Below are 19,468 nucleotides of genomic sequence, written 5' to 3'. Positions count from 1 at the left end.
GAGTGTAGGAAAGAAGATGAGCCAAGACAGAGCCTTTTTAAAAAGTGGTCGAAATACCATTATACATAAAGACAAAAAACTTGATTTAGTCGTAGTTAACTCTGAGATACACCCTAAAATCAAAGTTACTCAAAGTGGCCTAGAGCCGTTTAAAGAGGAGCTTCCTAAAAATCGTCGGGATGCAAAAGACCGCTATCTCGAAATGGTTTATGTAGGAAGCCCCGATGTCTTTGGTGAAGAAAAACAGCTGCTTTTTATTCAGGCTTTAGATGGGCGAGAGTATAAAGTAGATTACAGTAAAATAGGCACTAAGCTATTTGTGCGTATCCATCAGGATACTTATATGTAGCTATTTAATGGCATCTTTATTGCTTACGATTACACTATAGTAATTATTTGACACAAAAGGTGCTTTGTATGAAAGCGTTTGCTTTAATCCCTCTCATTTCTTGCAGTTTATTGAGTGCATGTGGAGGTGGTGGTGGTAGCGATGATACCGGTATAGAGTCATCTGTAAATGCCGGTTCTGATTTACAAATTATTGAAAAAACTGAATTTACTGTTACAGCTCAGGGCTCTCCTGCAGACGGTACATTTACGTGGCAACAAGTAAGCGGTCCAAGCTTAGATGGGTTCCCGCTAGATGGCGCCGAGCAAACTCTTACTGCACCCGATGTTAAAGGTGACAGCGATATTATTTTAAGAGTTAGCTATCAAAGCACAGGAAGTAGTGCTGTTAGTGACGATATTACAATTTCTGTTAGTTCTAATAATCAGTTACCTCTTGTGGTAGTTACACAAACCTTGCCTGAAACACTTCCCTCCGTTTACAAAGATACAATCACTCTTAGTGCGCTTGAATCCACCGATCCTGATGACAATGGCCAAATAGATACTTATTTATGGGAGCAGTTAACAGGTCCAGATCTTGATATAACAAGTTTTGATGAATCAACGCTCAGCTTTTCTCATCCGTTACTTGAAAGTAATACAAATTTATCTTGGAAATTAACAATTACTGACGATGAAGGTGGGCAAGCAAGTACGCAATACGATATGACACTCAACAAAACAAATGAGCTGGTGGATGCCAATGCTGGGGATGATCGAACTGTGGAAGAGTTTGAGTTAGTTACCTTAGATGCAACTAGCAGTGAAACAGTGACAGATACGTATGCGTGTAGCTGGCAACAACTTACCGGTAATGCCGAAACGCTTAGTAGCACCAGCCAATGCACAACCACATTTACTGCATCTGATGTAGATACAGATACGACATTAAGCTTTGAAGTGACAGTAACAGATTCAAAAGGGCGTACCGATACTGACTCTTTATTTGTTGATGTAACACCTAAAGCGCTAGGACTTATAAACGATAGCGGTGTAGGTGAGTGTTATAACAATACCCAACGAATAAACTGCGCCAGTGACGACTTCCCAGAGCAAGATGCTGAGCTCGGTCGCGATAGTTACGCTAATAGGCTGGATAAAGTTGGAAAAGGTAATCTGGCATTTGATTATACTAAGCTGAATAAGTTTGCCGATGAAGTCGCTGATGACAGCAGTGACTTTACCTGTGTTCGCGATAATGTGACCGGTCTAGTGTGGGAAGTAAAAAGTGCGCCTTCAGGTGTTGTGCCAGACACCTCATTGCGAGATGGGCAAAATCATTACTTTTGGGATATAGGAGAAACTACTTTTACAGATACAAGTACGGCCAATAGCACGTGTCCTAACGATACAAGTTGTGGTGTTCAAAGTTATATAAACGAAGTGAATGCGTTAGATTTTTGTGGTGGTACTAATTGGCGCTTACCAACGTACACTGAGCTTTTAGGTTTAATTGACTATGGCAAGCAAGGACAAAGGGTACTGATAGACGAATCGTTATTTCCTTACATTCCTCAAGCGGGCGAGATAGAAGATGTAGATTTACCTTATTGGACATCGCAAACAGCCGCTGATGGGACAAGTCTATCGCAAGCTTATATTATCGATATGAGTAGCGGGAATGACCTTGCTTACCCTAAAGAAAACACCGCTTATGTACGCTTAGTTAGAAGCCGTTAGGAGAAAATGATGAAATTAAAATTACTCTATGTACTCGCTGCTACCGCGCTTAGCTTTAATGTTGTAGCTGAGCAAACATGTTACGCAGGTGCAGACACAACCACCGCAACAGATAGGTTCACTATAAATACAGACGGTACAGTTTCTGACAGTGAAACAGGCTTAATGTGGCAACGATGTAGTTACTCGCAAACTTATAACGCAGAGAATGAACTTTGCGAAGGGTCGACACCTTCAATTACTTGGCAAGAGGCACTTCGTGGTGCAAAAAATGATACAACTGCTGATTACGATGATTGGCAAGTGCCTAATATTAAAGAGTTGGCCAGTATTTTAGAACACAGCTGTACAGAGCCCAGTATTAATGAAGAAGTCTTTTTAGGCACTGAGTTACAAAACTATTGGTCTAATACATCAGGTGTAAGCACAATGAGCTCAGCGTGGGTATATCAGTTTGATAGCGGGTTAAATAGTTTACATGCTAAAACAAGCAACGTGTATTTACGCTTAGTTCGTTACGAAAAATAATATAAACCACTATTTAAATGATGTAGTATTTGCTGCTACTGTAATAAAAAGCACAGCTTTAACGCTGTGCTTTTTTGTTTTACATAAATTTACGTTATTTCACCAATAAAGTGCTTATAAGATTGTTACTTAGCGTGTTTTTTTGCCATTATAGGCCGTGATTTAATTACGAAGGAACATCACGGTGTATTTAAGCTATTTTGGCCTTAGCGAAAAACCTTTTTCGATCTCGCCTAACCCTCATTACTTATTTTTAAGTGAACGCCACAAAGAAGCATTAGCACACCTAACCTATGGATTGGGTGAAGATGGCGGCTTTGTATTATTAACGGGCGAAGTAGGCACAGGTAAAACTACAATTACGCGCAGTATGTTAGAGCAGCTGCCAGAAAATACGCAGGTAGCAATGATCCATAACCCTGCGTTATCAGAGCTTGAACTTTTAGCGAGTATTTGTGATGAGCTAAAAATTAATTACGACTCGCAAAATGCCACACTAAAAAGCCTAACCGATATTATTAAACGCCATTTAGAAATGAATAATAAAGCGGGTGGCCACACCATACTTATTATTGATGAAGCCCAATTATTAGCACCTGATGTACTAGAGCAGCTGCGGTTATTAACTAACATCGAAACTGATCATAAAAAGTTACTGCAAATAGTGCTCGTAGGCCAACCTGAGTTGCAAGAGCTATTAAAACGAAATGAATTAAGGCAACTAGCTCAGCGTATTACTGCTCGATATCACTTATTACCGTTAACGCCAGGGCAAACGGTGGCCTATATTAAGCACCGTTTACATATTGCAGGCTGTGATAAAGGAATATTTTCAATGGATGCCATGCAAACAGTCCATCAGTTAACTGGCGGAGTACCTCGATTGATGAACTTAGTATGTGAGCGGGCATTAGTAGGAGCTTTTGCAAAGCAAAAGCTAATAGTTGATAGCGATATAATAAAAAAATCAGCGCAAGAATCATTACCTATGGATTTTATAGCAACTGATAATAACGCTTCAAAACCAAGTGGATACACCTCTTACGGCTTTGCCTTTGTTGCATTGTTTGCAGCAGGTGTTGGCCTTTCATTTATTATATAGTTAGGTGATTAATGTCTTATTTATTAGATGCATTAAAGCAATCACAGCAAGCAGATATGAGCGCTGAGCAGTACGACATGCAATCAGAGCAATTAAAACAACAAAAAGCACTCAAGCGCTATCGTAAAATAGCTTGGGTACTAGGTAGTAGTATTGTTGCTTTTATAGCTGTCGCTGGTGGGTTTGTCAGTGGTAAGTGGCTACAAAGTAGCACTTTGCTTGAAAAGCCGGTACTTAGCGAAGCTATGAAAACGAAAGCGGATATTAAAGCGCCTGTAAAAGTAAGCGAAGAAGAGCAAACCGCATCTTTGAACTCAGTAAATAAATCGGCACCTTCGGAGTCTACTAAAACTTCAGACGGCACTAATAAGGCGTCTATTGAAGGTCAGCTTGTATATGTACAAACACAAACTGGTGTGCAAAAAATGTTGCTGACCCCACAAGGGCAGTATATTCCAATGATTGACAGCCCAGTACAAGCTCAGCAAGGTTATAATGTTCAAATGCCTTTAAATGCAAATGGATATAGTCTAAATACGTTTAATCAGCCTGTACAGAACTACAACCCCAATGCATATAATGCACAAGGACAAAGCTCATCGTTTATGCAGCCCCAAGCGCCTAATACAAGCTCTGCAGGGCTCGATATGAGCAAATACAAAGTACTAGGTAAACCTGTTAATAGTAATGCAGGGCAAAATACATCAACGGCTCAAAGCGATCCCGAGTTAGATGCGGTACCTACTAAATTAAAAGACGCGTTTGCACAAGCAATAAAAGATTCTGAACAGGAACAAGACTACGAAGTAACTCAGGGCTCACGTACATCTTCTCGCGTTGACCCTATAGAGTTGTTACCTGATGGGCTGCAAGCGATGCTGCCAAGTATAAAATACCAAGCCCACATTTATTCTTCAAGCGCGGATAAGCGCTGGATAAAGTTAAATGGTCGAGAGCTTTATGAAGGTGAAAGTATTGGCGCTCTAACCGTTAGGGAGATCACGCCAGAGCAAAGTGTCCTTGATTTTGACGGGTATGAATTTAGTTTAAAAGCACTTCAGGATTGGCCTCAATAATGTGAGGTTTGTAAGTATAAAGCCGCATAATGCGGCTTTATATTTGATTAGTTAAAATTTAGACGCTTTAAGGTAAAATAGAATTTTTATAGAAACGTTCTAAATCAATATTATATTCTTTTGGTTTTATGGCCGACTCCAAGGTGTCAGACGTTTTTTTATTCGATAAATCTATATCTTGCACTTCGGTATAACGGCCGTGTTTAGCACTATAAAATGTTTTAACTATAGGTTTTAATGGTGTTTCGGGATTACTTTCGGTTACTAAGCCCACTTTTTGGCTCGATAACCGAACAAGTGTGCCTACCGGGTGAACGCCAATACATTGGATAAACTTAGTTAATAGCTCAGCATCAAAGCTATCAGGGCATCCGTCTTTAAGTATTTTAAAAGCTTTAATTGGCTCCATCCCCGATTTGTAGACTCGCTCTGCGGTTAGTGCATCATATACGTCAACAATAGAAGCCATGCGAACGTATAAGCTGATTTCGTCGCCTTTCTTGCCAAACGGGTAACCTTTGCCATCTAATCTCTCGTGATGCATACCTGCTATATCTACAGCAATACCTGTTAGCCCAGCCTCTTCTAGTATTTGCTTAGAATGGAGCGCATGCAACTTCATCACTTCAAATTCAGCTTCTGTCAAACGCCCAGGCTTATTGAGCACTTCATCAGGAGTTTTTATCTTTCCAATATCGTGCAATAGTGCACCAGTGGTTAGTTCAACGATAATATCTTTGTCTATACCTAAGTGTTTCGCAAAAATACCCATTAAAATAGACACATTTATTGAGTGCTCGAGTAGGTAGGCATCTTTTTGGCGCATCTGTGTTAAGCATGCAAGAGAGTCTTGGTTTCTGAAAACAGAATCCATAAAGCCACTAGCGAGCTCCCTAAATGGCGCTATATCTATATCGCGACCCGCTTTTATCTCTTTAAATGCTTTTAACTGTAAAGTTTTAGCTTCATCGTAAAGCTTTTTGGCTTTACCCATCTCTTGTTCACTGCTGTGGGTTTTTTGCCAAGGATTACGTTTTTTTGCTACAGAAGGGGAAGCTGATGATTCCTTTTCAGGTACTGATTCAACAAGGGTCTTATCCGGATCTATTTCGACTTCTAAAATACCGGCTTTTTTAAGTTTATCAATACCGACCTGAGTTTTAACCCAGCCTTGGTTTTTGATTTTTATCCGTCCAGTTTGCTTAGTAACGCTTTGTACAAACATACCTGGGAGCAGCTTTGAAATGGGGATAATTTTCAATTTTAAGACTTCTATTGTTAACCTTTAAATAAATTAGCAAATATATACGTCACTGACTAATAAAAAAGGCACTTTACAGTGCCTTTATTTTATTACTTACTGAAAAAGTATGTGTTAATTATTCATCATCTTCAACAAGCGTCATAAGTGAGGTATTACCACCAGAAGCAGTTGTATCAACACTAATGGTCTTTTCAGTAATCAAGCGTTTAATTAATGTATCGTAATACTCAGAACTGATTACCGGCAAAATAGCGCCTTTACGCTGTGCAAGTTGTTGGCTGAAGTAGCCTAAACGAGACGAGCGAGCTGCAACTACGGCACCTGCTAAATGAGGATGCGCCAAAATAGCTTGTAACTGGTTAGGTTTAGCTACTTGGAATACGCCTTCAGCAACACCTGTAGAGATAAACTTATCTTTAAAGGCAACAGCTTCATCATAAAACAGTTCAGACGCTACAGTAATTACTGTATTACCGGCTGCAATAGCTGTAATTATTGAAAGAGCCCAAAAGTTAAATGAAGTACTCTTATCGGCGTAGCATACTACACAACCACGTGCTTCTAGGTGAAGGGTATTTGATTCACCTGTTGGCCCCGGAAGGGTAGTAAATTTACGCATGTGTTTTTCAAGGCGATTCAGCTGAGCGCGCGCTTCTGATAGAGTTAATGCTAAATCATCAGCTAAATCATCAATAATTTCTACTGTTGCGACTTTAGCTAACAGCTGACGCACAGCCGAAACTCTGTCATTTAATGGTGTTGCACGCCAAATTTTTTCATCGCGCATTGAATTAGCCATTAGCTTTTTAACTTGCTCATTTGCACCACTGTAATGGTGTAAATCAAGCTCGTCTGGCGTCAGGTTAGTCATTTGCACGTTATCTGGCGATGCTTTTTCTTTCACTAAACGTTGAAGGTAGTTAGGACCACCTGCTTTAGGACCCGTACCTGATAAACCACGGCCACCAAATGGTTGCACACCAACAATAGCGCCAATCATGTTACGGTTTACGTACACATTACCTGCGCGTGACATTTTGGCTAGGTACTCACAGCGCTCTTCAATGCGTGAATGTACACCCATTGTTAAGCCGTAACCTGTGTTATTTATTTGGTCAATTACGTTATCAATATCGTTTGATTTAAAACGTACAATATGAACACATGGTCCAAATACTTCACGCTTAAGTACTGATAAATCTTCAATCTCGTATAAACGAGGCGCGAAGAAGTAAGCACCATTTTGCGTGTTATCCGGAATTTTACACTCGTAATGAAGTATAGAATTACCTTTTAAGTACTCAACGTGGTCGTTTAAGTTTTTAAGCGCTTTTTCGTCAATTACTGGGCCAACATCAGTTGAAAGTAATGAAGGATCGCCAATGTGTAACTCAGCTAATGCGCCTTTAAGCATTTCAATAATGCCATCAGCTACGTCATCTTGAATAAACAGCACACGAAGAGCAGAACAACGTTGTCCAGCACTTTGGAAACCCGAACTAATCACATCATCAACAACTTGCTCAGGGAGCGCTGTTGAGTCAACAATCATACAGTTTTGGCCGCCTGTTTCTGCAATTAACGGTACTTGAATATCGTTACGTGCAGCAAGTGTTTGAGAAATAAGTGTGCCTGTTTCTGTAGAGCCGGTAAACATAACAGCTTGAATACGCTCATCAGGAACAATTGTTTTACCCACTTCTGAACCACGTGCGATAACAGGTTGCACAACATGCTCAGGCAAGCCAACAGATAACATTAGCTCTATAGCGCGAAGCGCAATTAAGCTTGTTTGCTCAGCTGGTTTTGCAATGACAGTGTTACCAGTAACAATCGCAGCAGCCACTTGGCCTAAGAAAATCGCTAGAGGGAAGTTCCACGGGCTAATACATAAAATTACGCCACGGGCTTCAAAACGCTCATCTTGAGAAAGCTCTTCAGCGCGGGCTGCGTAGTAACGACAAAAATCAACGGCTTCGCGTACTTCATCAATACCGTCTTGCGCAATTTTACCCGCTTCTTTAATACAAATAGCCACAAGCTCATCGTGGTGACGTTCTAAAATATCAGCAACACGACGTAATAAATTAGCACGCTCTTTTACTGATGTTTGCGACCATGACTCAAATGCAGCTTCTGCATTTGCTAGTATATCTTTCATTTCATCGCCGGACTGTAACTTAACGTGGCCAATGATTTCTTGATGGTTTGCAGGGTTTTTAACTGCAAGTGAGCCTTCAGGTACTTGGCTTTGCTCAATTAGATGTTCATTGAACCAGCTTTCAAGATTTTCTTTGAATGGAGTAATAACGTTTATATCCGTTAAATCCATACCTTTAGAGTTAGCACGCTCTTCGCCGTATAAGTCAATTGGCATTTTAATTTGCGTATTGTACTTATTTCGTAGGCCTTGTAGCGTCTCAACAGGGTCAGGTAATAAAGATTCAACCGGTTTCGTTGTGTCTACTATTGCATTCACAAATGACGAGTTAGCGCCATTTTCTAATAAACGACGAACAAGATATGCAAGTAAGTCTTCGTGCTGACCTACGGGGGCATATACGCGACACTGAATTTTTTCTTCATTTACGATTTGGTCAAATAAAGATTCACCCATACCGTGCAGGCGCTGAAATTCAAAGCCTGTGTTATCGCCTTTGGCTACTTCTAAAATAGTCGCTGCGGTGTAAGCATTGTGAGTAGCAAATTGCGGGTATAGTACATCGCGAGCTTCAAGCATTCTAATCGCACACGCTTTGTAAGAAACATCGGTTGTTGCTTTACGCGTAAATACTGGGTAGTGGTCCAAACCATCTTGTTGAGTGGTTTTTATTTCTGTATCCCAATAAGCGCCTTTTACTAGGCGAACCATCATCTTACGCCCTACACGGGTAGCAAGTTCGGTAACCCACTCAATGACGAAAATAGCACGCTTTTGATAAGCTTGAACCGCTAAGCCAAAACCTTGCCAGTTACCTAATTCTTCATCGCTAAATACGGCTTCAATAACATCTAAAGAAATATCTAAACGGTCTGCTTCCTCAGCATCTACTGTAAAACCGATATCGTACTTTTTAGCTGCCAGCGCAAGTTCTTTAAGTTTAGGTACAATTTCTGCCATTACACGTTCTTTATGAGTGAACTCATAACGAGGATGAATAGCAGATAGTTTAACTGAAATGCCTGGACTTTTTATTGGACCACGGCCATTTGCTGCTTTACCAATAGAATGTATGGCGTTCATGTAGCTGTCGAAGTAACGCTTAGCATCTTTCATAGTGCGCGCACCTTCGCCTAGCATATCGTAAGAATATACATAGCCTTTTTGCTCTGTCTCGGCAGCACGTTCAATGGCTTCGTCAATGGTACGGCCCATTACGAATTGCTTACCCATAATTTTCATAGCAAAGTTTACAGATTTACGAATAACAGGCTCGCCTAAGCGACCAATGGTCTTTTTAAGCATGCCAAACTGTTGTTCTTTCGTTTTGTCTGTGTAGTTAACCATTTTACCGGTAACTAATAATCCCCAAGAAGATGCGTTTACAAATAATGAATCGCTGCTTCCTAAGTGAGAGCTCCAATCGCCTTTAGCTAGCTTGTCGCGAATAAGCACATCTTGAGTTGCTTTATCTGGTACGCGAAGCAATGCTTCGGCCAAACACATTAGTACAACGCCTTCTTCACTTGAAAGTGAAAATTCGTTTAAAAGTGCATCAACACCGCTTTGACCATCTTGGTCTTTACGTATGTTTAAAACAATCTGACGGGCCCTTTCCCACGCACGGCTTCGTGCTTTTACGCCAACCTCAGCAAGCGGTAAAATATGATCAATAACCGCATTTTCATCGATGCGGTAAAAGTCACGGATTCTTTGTCTAATAGGACAAGTCGTTGTTAAATCGCCGTTGAATAACATAAGCAACCCTCAGGAGTGTTAAGATTTAAAGTAAAGTTAATTACCAATAAATTACCAGTGATATTGTGAGTGCATTCTAAATAAAATTCAGCAGAATATGCTGGTTAAATTTCACGATTTACGATAATTTACAGGGTATAAATTTAACTTATCCGCATAAAATTCTGTTATGAGCATTCCAAATAGATTACGCATGCTTGATCGTATCGATTTAGCAATATTAGACGTTCTTCAAAAGAACGGCAGAATTTCTAATGTTAACCTTGCAAAACAGGTTAATTTAAGTGCCAGCCCATGCCTTGATCGTGTAAAGCGTTTAGAGCAAGAAGGCTATATTGAAGGCTACTATGCTAAGCTTAGCGAAGCGAAGCTTAATCAGAGCTTAGTGGCCCATGTTCAAGTATCACTTGTCGCTTCAAATACTCCTGTATTTAAAGTATTCAGAGAACATATATTAAAGATAGAGCAAGTCGTCGAGTGTGACATGGTTGCTGGGGGCTATGACTACCTTTTAAAAATTCGTGTGTCGAACATGGAAGAGTACAGGCAAGTACTAGGTGACTTAGTTGATATACCAGGAGTAGGGACTCATCACACATATATGGTTATCGAAAAGATCAAAAAAGATAAAGGCTTAATAATAGACTTATAAGCCTCATAAATAAAAAACCGCTAAATGCGGTTTTTTATTATCAGCATTTTAAGCTAAATATCGTTTTGATTTATGGTTACTACGCGTTGTGGGAACGGTATTTCAATATCAGCGTTATTAATAGCTTTATAAACCCCGCCGTTAATAGCGAGCTTTGTTTCTATTATTTTTGTGGTAGGCACCCAGTAGCGGTAGCTAATAGTGACGCCGCTATCAGCAAAGCGCTCTATACCTATTTGAGAATGAGGGTTTTTAGCTACTAATTCATGTGCCTTAAGTACGTCTTCAATAAGGCTAATTGCAGTATCAGCACATGCACTATAGGCAATATCTATCTCACCTTTAACTAACGAATAACTAAATGAGTTATGAATTATCTCGCCCATTATATGTTTATTAGGAATAGTGATCTCTACTTTTTCTTCATCTATTAAAATGGTGTAACCAAGCTCTATGGTTTTAACTTGGCCACTTACATTTTTAACTTCAATGGTATCGCCAACCACAAAAGGGCGTGTGGCTATAATGGCAAGACCAGCACCATAGTTTGATAGCATGCCTTGCAAAGCTAAACCTGCGCCTAAAGAGGCCGCACCTATTGCAGCTACAAACGGGGTAACACTTATCCCTATTTTGCCAAGCGCTATAATAACGACCATTACTATAAGTAAAACTTTAACAACATTGCTTACGAAGTTAGTTAACGTGACGTCAATATTATGGCGAGTCATTAAACTCGCAACCACATTAGCTATTTTTTTTGCTATCCAAAGGCCTAATAATAATATAAAAATAGCGCCTACAATTTGCATACTGTAGGTAACTAAATACTCGGTGAGCATGGTGTAGTATTTTTCAAATTGTTCTATTTCAGAACTGATCATAATAGGCTCTTTAAATATAGGTAATGCGATTTTTGCTAACTATAGCAAAGTGTTGACTAAAAAAGGATACAGTAGAGGGACTATAATCGCTGTTAGTAAGGCGCTTAGCGCCATAGCAACAGACGAAAATGCGCCTGTCTTTGGGTGTTCAGCAAGTGCGGCTGCGGTTCCAATTGCATGACATGCGGTACCCATTGCAACACCTTGTGCTTCGTGATTATAAATTGTAGCCAGTTTAAATAGCATAAAACCAAACAAGCCTCCAAGTAAGCCTATAAAAATAACTAGGGCGGCGGCGAGTGAACTTATTCCTCCTAAGGAGTCCGTCACGATTAAAGAGATGGGCGTTGTAACACTTAAAGCTGCAACCGATGCACTCAAGTGGGTAGGTGCGTCGAATAATATACTCAGAACAAATGCAACCACCGTGGCGTTAACAATCCCTAAACTGCAGGTACTCACTATGAGTAGTAAGTTTTTTCGTACATGAACAAATTGTTGATAGAGAGGCAGTGCTAAGGCAACGATTGCAGGCTCTAACAACCAGCTAAGTAGTTGACTGTGAGAAGCAAATTGAGAGTAGGGTAGATTTAAATTAACGAGCAGCAAAGCAATAATAGCAATACTTAAAAATACTGGGTTAGTAAGTGATTTTAAAACACCATTTTGTACTTTCTTGTTAAAGGCTCTAAGCACTAAGAACAAGACAACAATAAAGGGGATGCTCAACCACCATAAATCAGGGGTTAGTTCAGTCATTATTTTCTTTGCCTTTAAAGTAAGCCATAACCGCACTTACCAGCAGTAAAGTACTAGCAGGGACAAGTAATACAACAGAGGCTAAAAAAGGCCAGTTTGACTTTATAAGGCCTATATGCTCAATAAAGCCGACGCCAGCCGGAATGAAAAATATTGGCATAATATTCAATATGGGTGATGCGCAAGGTTTTACATGATGCTCTTTTAAAACGCCAGAGAGTAATAAAATAAGTAAAATAACCATTGCAAGAAGTGGCGCAGGAAAGCTGCCACCAATAAAATGTATAACTAATTTTGCTAATGCTAAACACAGTAAAATAATAGCGCTGCTGAGTAAGTACTTCATTTAAGTAACTTAAAATAAAATGAGGATATAACTTTAACAAATTTTTGTATGCGGTGCATAGAGCATTAGTATTACCAAGGCTTGGCATTATTGTAGGTTATATCCGCTTTACCCTTAGCTTTAGCTATTGCTTTTTTAGTGTTGGGGCTTAGCAGTAATCGCACTTGGCTAAATGTTTCTTTAGCTAATATTTTACGTTGATTAAGCTTATAGCTTTGCTGTGTTATACGTTTAATTGCAGCTAATGTATCTGGCGAGCGCTCAAGCAATGTGTTTAACATATTGTGTGTTGTTGCGTGTGTATCGTCGGTGAGTTGAGTAACTAACCCTAATTGTTTCGCTTGTTGAGCACTAATAGGGTTTGCATGACTTGCAAGCCATTGCGCCTGATCGCGTTTTACAAGCCCGCTTAGTACTACATTTGCGCCCATATCAGGGCAAAGTCCCCAACGAGCTTCCATAATTGCCAGTTTTGCATTGTAATTAACAATTCTGTAGTCGGCTCCTAAGGCTATTTGTAATCCCCCTCCTAAGCAGTTGCCATCAATTTGAGCAATAACCGGGACACTTAACGACTGCCAGCCAAGGGTGACCTTTTGCGCTAAATTTTGATTCCCCGGCAGCCACTTAAATAGTAGTTTTACAATGTTAAAGGGAGATGCCATAACAGCAGTTACATCAAGCCCTGCACAAAAGTGGTCACCTTCGCCTTTAATAACTACAGCTCTAATACTGCGATCTTGTTTGATGTTATTGATTATTTTTTTAACTGTACAAACATCTCAAAGCTTAGAGCATTTTGTTTATCTGCTCTGCAAAGTGTGACAGTCGCAATATTATTCTGCTTTTCTAATTTTATCATCGTGTACTCCTCTGACCTCTTTTGAGCTTAAGTTGTTATAAACGCTAAGTACATATTTATAAAAATTAAATTGAATTATTTAGTAATCTTTTAGTCATAATGAGCTGATTTAGCATGTATTAATTTTTTACCGAGACCAGAGTTAATAGGTTACTGTTAACAATAAATATAGTTAACGTGTTTATTCAAAGGCTTAGCAGATTCACCAAGTGGTGAAGTTGTTAGATACTGAATTAAGTATGACTCGGTAACAAAAAAAACTGTTTTTTAAGCGTATTTTTCTCAAACTTGTTTCTAGTTTTGATATTATGACACCACTTTAAAGCTTAAGGTTAAGCACTATGTCGGGTCCACGTTTATATACAGAAGAAGAAGCTACTCACCAAGCCTATGATATTTTTTTAGAGTTGGCGCCAAATAACCTTAGCGATAAAGACGTTGAGGACTTTAACGAATACCGAGAAGAGCTTGGTTTCATTGAAGAAGGTGAACCTGACGAACAATGGCAAGACTTTGTAGCACTTGAAATAGAGCCTGAACACTTTATTCAAGTATTAGTGGGTTTAGAGTTTGAAGCCGACGATGTGCTATTTGCAAAAATTTTAATCAGCCGTGATAAAGATGCACCGTTTTGTCATATTTTATGGAAAGAAACAATGTAAGCATTACGCTTACTTGTTCTAATTGTGTATCAGAGAGAGTTCTGTGCGTAAGTATTTACTTTTAATTCTTTTGATGATTAGTAGCTCAAGTTGGGCGGTTGATCCATTTGAGGATTTTAATGAATATGGCAAGCTTTCAGATGAAGAAATTCATGAGTTACACAAAGGTGAAATGTTTTATGGTGATACCGAATTTGGCTTAATTTTGAGCAAAGGTAATATCAACTCTACAAGCTTTAAATTCAAAGGTAATTTATACCAAGACTTTAAGAAGTGGCGAAATCAATTCAAAATAGATTCCCTTTACAAACGCGATGATAATGACGAAACGGGCGAGACAGATGTTACTGCAAACCGTATATTTGTATCAGCTCAAGGTAATTACAAAGTAGGCGTAAAAAACTCTTCACTTTTTATTTATGGTGATTACGAAGAAGATGAATTTAGTGGCCTTGATTTTAAAAGCACGCTAGCGACCGGGTACGGTGCTCGAGTATATCAAGGGGTTAAAAACAAAGTTGATATTGATATTGGTCCTGGCTTGTATCGCTCAGTTGCTGATGATGAGTCGCAAGTGAGCGAAGATGAAAAAAATAAGACCGGTTATCTGGTGCGGGTAGCAATGCAATGGGAAAGGTTAGTTTCCAAACGTACTCGTTTTAACCAATACTTGAGTATTGAACAATCACTTTCTGGGTTAAACTCACGTTTAAAATCAGAAACCTCACTGATTAGCCAAGTGATTGGTGCCGTATCACTTAAATTTGCCTATATGTATCGTTATAATTCAAAACCAGAAGACGATAACCTCAAGTACGATACTGAGTTGAGCGCTACCTTAGTATACAGCTTTTAATATTTTTTAATTTAGAGATAATTATGTATCAGCATAAGCAGTACGCAGTGTTTATATTTTTTGTATTGGCGTGGATTGGTGGTTTTGTTTCACTGGCATGGAATTTAATAGGGGCTGATGCTCCTTTAATGATATTTGCCGGTATATTAGTGCTGGTGGGTTTTTTATTTCATGGCTTAACAATTAAAGTAAATGATAACGCTATTAGTTGGGCGTTTGGCCCAGGCGTTGCAGGGCAAAGTGTTCAGTTGAGCGAAATTATAGAAGCGAAAGCAGTTCAAAATTCTTACAGACATGGTATTGGTATGCGTATTACGCACGACGGCTGGGTATATTCTGTGTCGGGGTTTAGTGCAGTACAATTAACGCTTAAAGATGGCACTATGTATCGTTTAGGAACTAACGATCAACAAGGTTTATTAAGTGCCCTTAAACAAAATAATGTATCAATGGCAGAGCCTAAAAAGCAACAAAGCGAGCCCAAAGTGGTCAAGCGTAATAATATGATATAAAAAAAGCGCCTTAGGCGCTTTTTTTATAGGTGTTTATCTAGTGGTCGTGACCACAGCCACCTTCACCATGAACGTGTCCATGTGATAATTCTTCTTCACTTGCATCACGTACTTCTAAAATCTCTACATCAAAGTTAAGTGTAATACCTGCAAGCGGGTTGTTACCATCTACAATCACTTCTTCATCTTGAATATCGATGATCATTACAGATTGGTCGCCATCATCAGTTGATGCACGAAATTGCATACCTACTTCAATTTCCATGCCTTCAAACATTGACTTAGGTACTGCTTGCATTAAGTGGTCGTGGCGCTCGCCGTAACCATCTTCTGGTTCTACTTTTACGCTTAGCGTATCGCCAGCTTGTTTACCTTGTAACGCGTTTTCTAGGCCTGAAATTAAGTAGCCAGTGCCAACAATAAAAACTAACGGTTCACCACCGAACGAGTTATCAATACTATTGCCATCATTATCCATTACTGAGTAATGCATTTTTACTACTTTATTTGCCGCAACGATCATAGTCATTCCTATTTATTCATCTTCAAGAGAGTATGGTAGAGGCAGAATGCTTAGCTCTACCTGAGGTGTGTGTTTTGCACGAAGTACCTGAGTTACATCGGTATCGTTAGGCAACACAACAAGGCCCGTTAATTTATTAGATTGCTCATCAAAGCTTTGTGCAATCAGTTTACCTGCACGGCGCCAATTTTCACCTAATTGAGTTTCTAAATCTGGCTCATCCAGTAAGCCTTCGCTCTTCCCAGAAACGATATACATAGCACGTTTGTTTTTACCTAAGTATTTCATACGGGCTACGGTTTCTTGGCCTGTGTAACAACCTTTTTTAAAACTAATACCGTCAATAGCTTGTAAGTTCACCATTTGTGGTACGTACTCACCTACCGCGTCACTGCTTAATTGAGGCTCGCCAGCGAGCATTGCTGCTTGCTGCCAAAGTGCCTCGTTATCAAGGGTTGATACGCTATCAGGCATGCTAAATTGGCTATCTACCATTAACAACACACGATTAGTTTCTAATTTAAGTGCTTTACCGTTATCAAAATCGCATGCGTTCGCATCGCCTTCAAAATGAATACCAAGCTGTGTAAGTATATTGGTAAGGTCATCGCCAATTAAACCAATTAAGCGTTTAGAGCATTCGCTAATTTCGACTTTAGCAAACACAGCGTACTTTTTAAGTTCAGCTAACGATTTTTCTACTTCGGCTTCGCTACCAGCTAGGTAATAACTATCTTGATAAGAAAATAATTTAAATACGCCCCAAAGTTTACCTTTAGCGCTGCAATGGCCAGCCCATAAATAGTTATTGCTGGTTAATTTATTGAGATCTTGAGTGATTTGCCCGTGCAAATAAGATAATTTATCAGCACCTGTAAGGCTAATAAGCTGATGAGATAACGGACATGCATAAACGCTCGACATAAAAACCTTCTTTGCAATACAAATGAAGTGACATAATAACGCAGTTGTTACGTATGGTACAGGCAAGCAACTATAACGATTAGTTTATTATTTAATGAATGATTAATAGCTGCTAAGTACACCTGATTTTGGTAAACTCAGGTTAATTAAGTATGAGGTTTAAAATGGTTGAAATTCATAGTAAAGCACGTATTCGTTGGGCTTGTCGTCGTGGCATGTTGGAGCTAGATGTTTTGTTTATGCCGTTTGTAGAAGAAGCATACGACTCGCTGAATGCAAAACAACAAGCTATTTTTCAGCGTTTACTAACGCAAGAAGACCCTGATTTATTTGCATGGTTTATGGGCCACGAAGAATGCAAAGATGAAGAGCTTAACAGCATGGTTACTCTTATCTTAGACCGAGTTCGTGTATAGGTTTTTAGTTACAGATAATAAAGCAGACCACAAACCGATTGTGGTCTTTTTTTGCGTGCTCACTTTACTATTTTGTTTGTTTTTAGACACGGTATTAGCAGTACTGTTTTGTGTGATTATAAACGCGATGGCTGCTTATATTTTTTGGCGAAAAATTTTAGAGATACACCCTATAAACGGTGTAATAATTTTAGAACCTAAGGTTTTTAGGTTTGAAGGCGAAACGCTAAAAGTGCAGGGTGAAATAACTCAAAAGAGTCGTTTTTATGGTAATAGTATATGGCTGCATATAAAGGGTTTTAATGAACATCATTGGCTTGTGATTTCAGCCAATGGTGTTGATAAGCAAAGTTATGCGCGTTTAAAACGCGCTACTTTAAGCGCAATTAATTGCGCTTTGGAGTCAAAATAGTGGGTGTTGGGCTTTCATTTTGTTCAGGGTAGTCGATTGTATAGTGAAGGCCTCGGCTTTCTTTTCGCTCCATTGCACTTCTAATGATAAGTTCAGACACTTGCACCAAGTTACGAAGTTCAAGTAAGTTGTTACTTACTCTAAAGTTTGCGTAGTAATCGTGGATTTCTTGTTGTAGTAACTCAACTCGGTGCAGCGCTCGCTCTAAACGTTTAGTTGAGCGCACAATACCTACATAATCCCACATAAATAAACGCAGTTCATGCCAGTTATGCGTTATCACTATTTCTTCATCAGAGTTACTAACGCGGCTTTCATCCCAGCTAGGAAGCGCCACAGGTTCTGGTGCTGTTTTAATTTTACTTAAAATATCTTTGGCAGCAGCATGGGCAAATACAATACACTCTAATAACGAGTTACTTGCCATACGGTTTGCGCCATGAAGGCCAGTGTAGGCAACTTCGCCCACAGCATATAAGTTATCGAGGTCGGTTTTACCGTTAAAGTCGGTCATTACACCGCCACAAGTATAATGCGCTGCAGGTACAACTGGAATTGCCTCTTTAGTTATATCAAGGCCAACACTTAAACATTTTGCGTAAATAGTTGGAAAGTGCTCAATAATAAAGTCTTTGTCTTTGTGGCTTATATCTAAATAAACACAATTAGCACCAAGGCGCTTCATTTCAAAATCGATTGCACGAGCGACTATATCGCGAGGGGCAAGCTCTTCACGCTCATCAAAGTCTTTCATAAAACGGGTGCCGTCAGGGCGTTTTAAATAAGCACCTTCGCCGCGCATGGCTTCGGTGATTAAAAAGTTTTGTAGCTCAGGATGATAAAGGCTAGTTGGGTGAAATTGGTTAAACTCCATATTGGCTACTTTACAGCCCGCGCGCCATGCCATTGCAATACCATCACCGCTTGAAACATCTGGGTTAGAGGTATATAGGTATACTTTACTTGCACCACCGGTAGCTAAAGCCACAAATTTAGCCGAAATAGTTTCTACTTTTTTAGCTTTTTTGTTCCATACATACATGCCATGGATATGCGACCCTGGTTTATTGGCGCTTTTATCAGTAATTAAATCAATCGCATTATATTGTTCAAGCAATGTTATATTTTTATGCGCTTTTACTTGGCTAATAAGGGTGGTTTGCACTGCTTTACCCGTTGCGTCGGCTGCATGCAAAATACGGCGATGACTATGACCGCCTTCGCGAGTTAAATGAAATCGCTCTTTGCCTTTACTGTCAAACTCCATATCAAAAGGCACGCCTTGGTCTATTAACCATTGAAGGCAGTCGTGTGCGTTGCTTGCTGTGTAATGAACAGCATCGCGATCACACAGGCCGCCGCCAGCGTCGAGAGTATCTTCTACATGGGATTCTATACTGTCATTTTGTTTATCAAAAACCGCGGCTATACCGCCTTGAGCATATAAGGTAGAACCTTCGGTAAGTGCTCCTTTACTGATCACGGTAACGTTACAATAATTAGCTAAAGACAATGCAAGTGATAAGCCTGCTGCGCCGCTACCGATAATAGCGACATCTGCAATGTGATGTTTATTTTGGTTCATGTCAGAGGTACTTTGCGGTTACAATGCTCAAATAGAGCAATATTTGTTTTTAATATCTGTAGTTGTATCATATTTGTCATATTACTACGTAGTGATTTTAAAGGCTTTGCGCCGTT

18 protein-coding genes and 1 pseudogene are annotated in these 19,468 nt (G+C 39.5%); 10 read left to right on the top strand and 9 right to left on the bottom strand.

Annotated elements, in window-relative coordinates:
• The first annotated feature begins 16 nt into the window (after window positions 1-16).
• The 5 genes from J8L73_RS10730 (at window position 17) to J8L73_RS10710 (ending at window position 4,776) form a co-directional block, all read left to right on the top strand.
• Complete coding sequence (locus J8L73_RS10730; protein ID WP_211000855.1) at window positions 17-349, top strand: hypothetical protein; 333 nt, start codon at window positions 17-19, stop codon at window positions 347-349.
• A 68-nt stretch (window positions 350-417) separates the two neighbouring features.
• Window positions 418-2,070 (top strand): DUF1566 domain-containing protein, encoded by a 1,653-nt coding sequence (locus J8L73_RS10725; protein ID WP_211016955.1) that lies wholly within the window; start codon window positions 418-420, stop codon window positions 2,068-2,070.
• A 9-nt stretch (window positions 2,071-2,079) separates the two neighbouring features.
• Window positions 2,080-2,598 carry a DUF1566 domain-containing protein gene (locus J8L73_RS10720; protein ID WP_211000909.1) on the top strand — a complete coding sequence of 173 codons (519 nt, stop codon included), beginning with the start codon at window positions 2,080-2,082 and terminating at the stop codon, window positions 2,596-2,598.
• A gap of 184 nt (window positions 2,599-2,782) precedes the next feature.
• On the top strand, window positions 2,783-3,700 hold the full coding sequence (locus J8L73_RS10715) for an AAA family ATPase (protein WP_211016953.1): 918 nt from the start codon (window positions 2,783-2,785) through the stop codon (window positions 3,698-3,700).
• A gap of 11 nt (window positions 3,701-3,711) precedes the next feature.
• Window positions 3,712-4,776: a general secretion pathway protein GspB gene (locus J8L73_RS10710; protein ID WP_211016951.1), complete on the top strand. Its 1,065-nt coding sequence runs from the start codon at window positions 3,712-3,714 to the stop codon at window positions 4,774-4,776.
• 67 nt (window positions 4,777-4,843) lie between these two features.
• Here the strand turns inward: J8L73_RS10710 and J8L73_RS10705 are convergent, their stop codons facing one another.
• Window positions 4,844-6,037: an HD-GYP domain-containing protein gene (locus J8L73_RS10705; RefSeq protein WP_211016949.1), complete on the bottom strand. Its 1,194-nt coding sequence runs from the start codon at window positions 6,035-6,037 to the stop codon at window positions 4,844-4,846.
• Window positions 6,038-6,155: 118 nt separating this feature from the next.
• Entirely contained in the window at window positions 6,156-9,959 is a 3,804-nt protein-coding gene (putA, locus tag J8L73_RS10700) for a bifunctional proline dehydrogenase/L-glutamate gamma-semialdehyde dehydrogenase PutA (RefSeq protein ID WP_211016947.1), read from the bottom strand.
• A gap of 169 nt (window positions 9,960-10,128) precedes the next feature.
• On the opposite strand from putA, the gene J8L73_RS10695 reads away from it, so the two are divergent.
• A complete protein-coding gene (locus J8L73_RS10695) occupies window positions 10,129-10,611 on the top strand; it encodes a winged helix-turn-helix transcriptional regulator (protein ID WP_211000849.1) in 483 nt (160 codons plus the stop codon).
• Between the two features lie 53 nt (window positions 10,612-10,664).
• On the opposite strand, the gene J8L73_RS10690 is transcribed toward J8L73_RS10695, so the two are convergent.
• From J8L73_RS10690 to J8L73_RS10675, 4 genes and pseudogenes are all read right to left on the bottom strand, one after another.
• The gene (locus J8L73_RS10690; protein WP_211016938.1) at window positions 10,665-11,495 is read right to left on the bottom strand and encodes a mechanosensitive ion channel family protein; all 831 of its coding nucleotides are present in this window, start codon (window positions 11,493-11,495) and stop codon (window positions 10,665-10,667) included.
• Window positions 11,496-11,534: 39 nt separating this feature from the next.
• Window positions 11,535-12,254 carry an LrgB family protein gene (locus J8L73_RS10685; RefSeq protein WP_211016936.1) on the bottom strand — a complete coding sequence of 240 codons (720 nt, stop codon included), beginning with the start codon at window positions 12,252-12,254 and terminating at the stop codon, window positions 11,535-11,537.
• On the bottom strand, window positions 12,247-12,600 hold the full coding sequence (locus J8L73_RS10680) for a CidA/LrgA family protein (RefSeq protein WP_211016934.1): 354 nt from the start codon (window positions 12,598-12,600) through the stop codon (window positions 12,247-12,249). The genes J8L73_RS10685 and J8L73_RS10680 overlap by 8 nt, the downstream gene beginning before the upstream one ends.
• A 71-nt stretch (window positions 12,601-12,671) precedes the next feature.
• Window positions 12,672-13,462, bottom strand: a pseudogene (locus J8L73_RS10675) (crotonase/enoyl-CoA hydratase family protein).
• A gap of 341 nt (window positions 13,463-13,803) precedes the next feature.
• Between J8L73_RS10675 and J8L73_RS10670 the strand changes: the two are divergent.
• Genes J8L73_RS10670 through J8L73_RS10660 form a run of 3 tightly spaced genes read left to right on the top strand, consistent with a single transcriptional unit; the run spans window position 13,804 to window position 15,492 of the window.
• On the top strand, window positions 13,804-14,124 hold the full coding sequence (locus J8L73_RS10670) for an HI1450 family dsDNA-mimic protein (protein ID WP_211000844.1): 321 nt from the start codon (window positions 13,804-13,806) through the stop codon (window positions 14,122-14,124).
• A 43-nt stretch (window positions 14,125-14,167) separates the two neighbouring features.
• The gene (locus J8L73_RS10665; RefSeq protein ID WP_211016932.1) at window positions 14,168-14,980 is read left to right on the top strand and encodes a DUF481 domain-containing protein; all 813 of its coding nucleotides are present in this window, start codon (window positions 14,168-14,170) and stop codon (window positions 14,978-14,980) included.
• 23 nt (window positions 14,981-15,003) lie between these two features.
• Complete coding sequence (locus J8L73_RS10660; protein ID WP_211000842.1) at window positions 15,004-15,492, top strand: hypothetical protein; 489 nt, start codon at window positions 15,004-15,006, stop codon at window positions 15,490-15,492.
• A gap of 37 nt (window positions 15,493-15,529) precedes the next feature.
• Here J8L73_RS10660 and J8L73_RS10655 read toward each other — a convergent pair whose 3' ends face one another.
• Window positions 15,530-16,015 carry a peptidylprolyl isomerase gene (locus J8L73_RS10655; protein ID WP_211000841.1) on the bottom strand — a complete coding sequence of 162 codons (486 nt, stop codon included), beginning with the start codon at window positions 16,013-16,015 and terminating at the stop codon, window positions 15,530-15,532.
• 12 nt (window positions 16,016-16,027) lie between these two features.
• Window positions 16,028-16,939 (bottom strand): tRNA-modifying protein YgfZ, encoded by a 912-nt coding sequence (gene ygfZ, locus J8L73_RS10650; protein ID WP_211016930.1) that lies wholly within the window; start codon window positions 16,937-16,939, stop codon window positions 16,028-16,030.
• A gap of 164 nt (window positions 16,940-17,103) precedes the next feature.
• On the opposite strand from ygfZ, the gene J8L73_RS10645 reads away from it, so the two are divergent.
• The gene (locus J8L73_RS10645; protein ID WP_211016928.1) at window positions 17,104-17,355 is read left to right on the top strand and encodes a succinate dehydrogenase assembly factor 2; all 252 of its coding nucleotides are present in this window, start codon (window positions 17,104-17,106) and stop codon (window positions 17,353-17,355) included.
• A 386-nt stretch (window positions 17,356-17,741) separates the two neighbouring features.
• Here the strand turns inward: J8L73_RS10645 and nadB are convergent, their stop codons facing one another.
• Window positions 17,742-19,352: an L-aspartate oxidase gene (gene nadB / locus J8L73_RS10640; RefSeq protein ID WP_211000837.1), complete on the bottom strand. Its 1,611-nt coding sequence runs from the start codon at window positions 19,350-19,352 to the stop codon at window positions 17,742-17,744.
• Between the last annotated feature and the right edge of the window lie 116 nt (window positions 19,353-19,468).

The organism is Pseudoalteromonas sp. MMG006, from assembly GCF_018101025.1.
Classification (GTDB): Bacteria; Pseudomonadota; Gammaproteobacteria; order Enterobacterales; family Alteromonadaceae; genus Pseudoalteromonas.
Note: the sequence above shows the minus strand (reverse complement) of the source record. Positions and strands in the feature narration are given on the sequence as shown.

Bases quoted from the DNA above. Each gene is read 5' to 3' on its own strand.
- J8L73_RS10645 (WP_211016928.1), top strand. From the start codon at position 17,104: ATGGTTGAAATTCATAGTAAAGCACGTATTCGTTGGGCTTGTCGTCGT.
- J8L73_RS10725 (WP_211016955.1), top strand. From the start codon at position 418: ATGAAAGCGTTTGCTTTAATCCCTCTCATTTCTTGCAGTTTATTGAGT.
- J8L73_RS10695 (WP_211000849.1), top strand. From the start codon at position 10,129: ATGAGCATTCCAAATAGATTACGCATGCTTGATCGTATCGATTTAGCA.
- putA (WP_211016947.1), bottom strand. From the start codon at position 9,959: ATGTTATTCAACGGCGATTTAACAACGACTTGTCCTATTAGACAAAGA.
- J8L73_RS10670 (WP_211000844.1), top strand. From the start codon at position 13,804: ATGTCGGGTCCACGTTTATATACAGAAGAAGAAGCTACTCACCAAGCC.
- J8L73_RS10660 (WP_211000842.1), top strand. From the start codon at position 15,004: ATGTATCAGCATAAGCAGTACGCAGTGTTTATATTTTTTGTATTGGCG.
- nadB (WP_211000837.1), bottom strand. From the start codon at position 19,352: ATGAACCAAAATAAACATCACATTGCAGATGTCGCTATTATCGGTAGC.
- J8L73_RS10710 (WP_211016951.1), top strand. From the start codon at position 3,712: ATGTCTTATTTATTAGATGCATTAAAGCAATCACAGCAAGCAGATATG.
- J8L73_RS10685 (WP_211016936.1), bottom strand. From the start codon at position 12,254: ATGACTGAACTAACCCCTGATTTATGGTGGTTGAGCATCCCCTTTATT.
- ygfZ (WP_211016930.1), bottom strand. From the start codon at position 16,939: ATGTCGAGCGTTTATGCATGTCCGTTATCTCATCAGCTTATTAGCCTT.
- J8L73_RS10730 (WP_211000855.1), top strand. From the start codon at position 17: ATGAGCCAAGACAGAGCCTTTTTAAAAAGTGGTCGAAATACCATTATA.
- J8L73_RS10690 (WP_211016938.1), bottom strand. From the start codon at position 11,495: ATGATCAGTTCTGAAATAGAACAATTTGAAAAATACTACACCATGCTC.
- J8L73_RS10720 (WP_211000909.1), top strand. From the start codon at position 2,080: ATGAAATTAAAATTACTCTATGTACTCGCTGCTACCGCGCTTAGCTTT.
- J8L73_RS10655 (WP_211000841.1), bottom strand. From the start codon at position 16,015: ATGATCGTTGCGGCAAATAAAGTAGTAAAAATGCATTACTCAGTAATG.
- J8L73_RS10680 (WP_211016934.1), bottom strand. From the start codon at position 12,600: ATGAAGTACTTACTCAGCAGCGCTATTATTTTACTGTGTTTAGCATTA.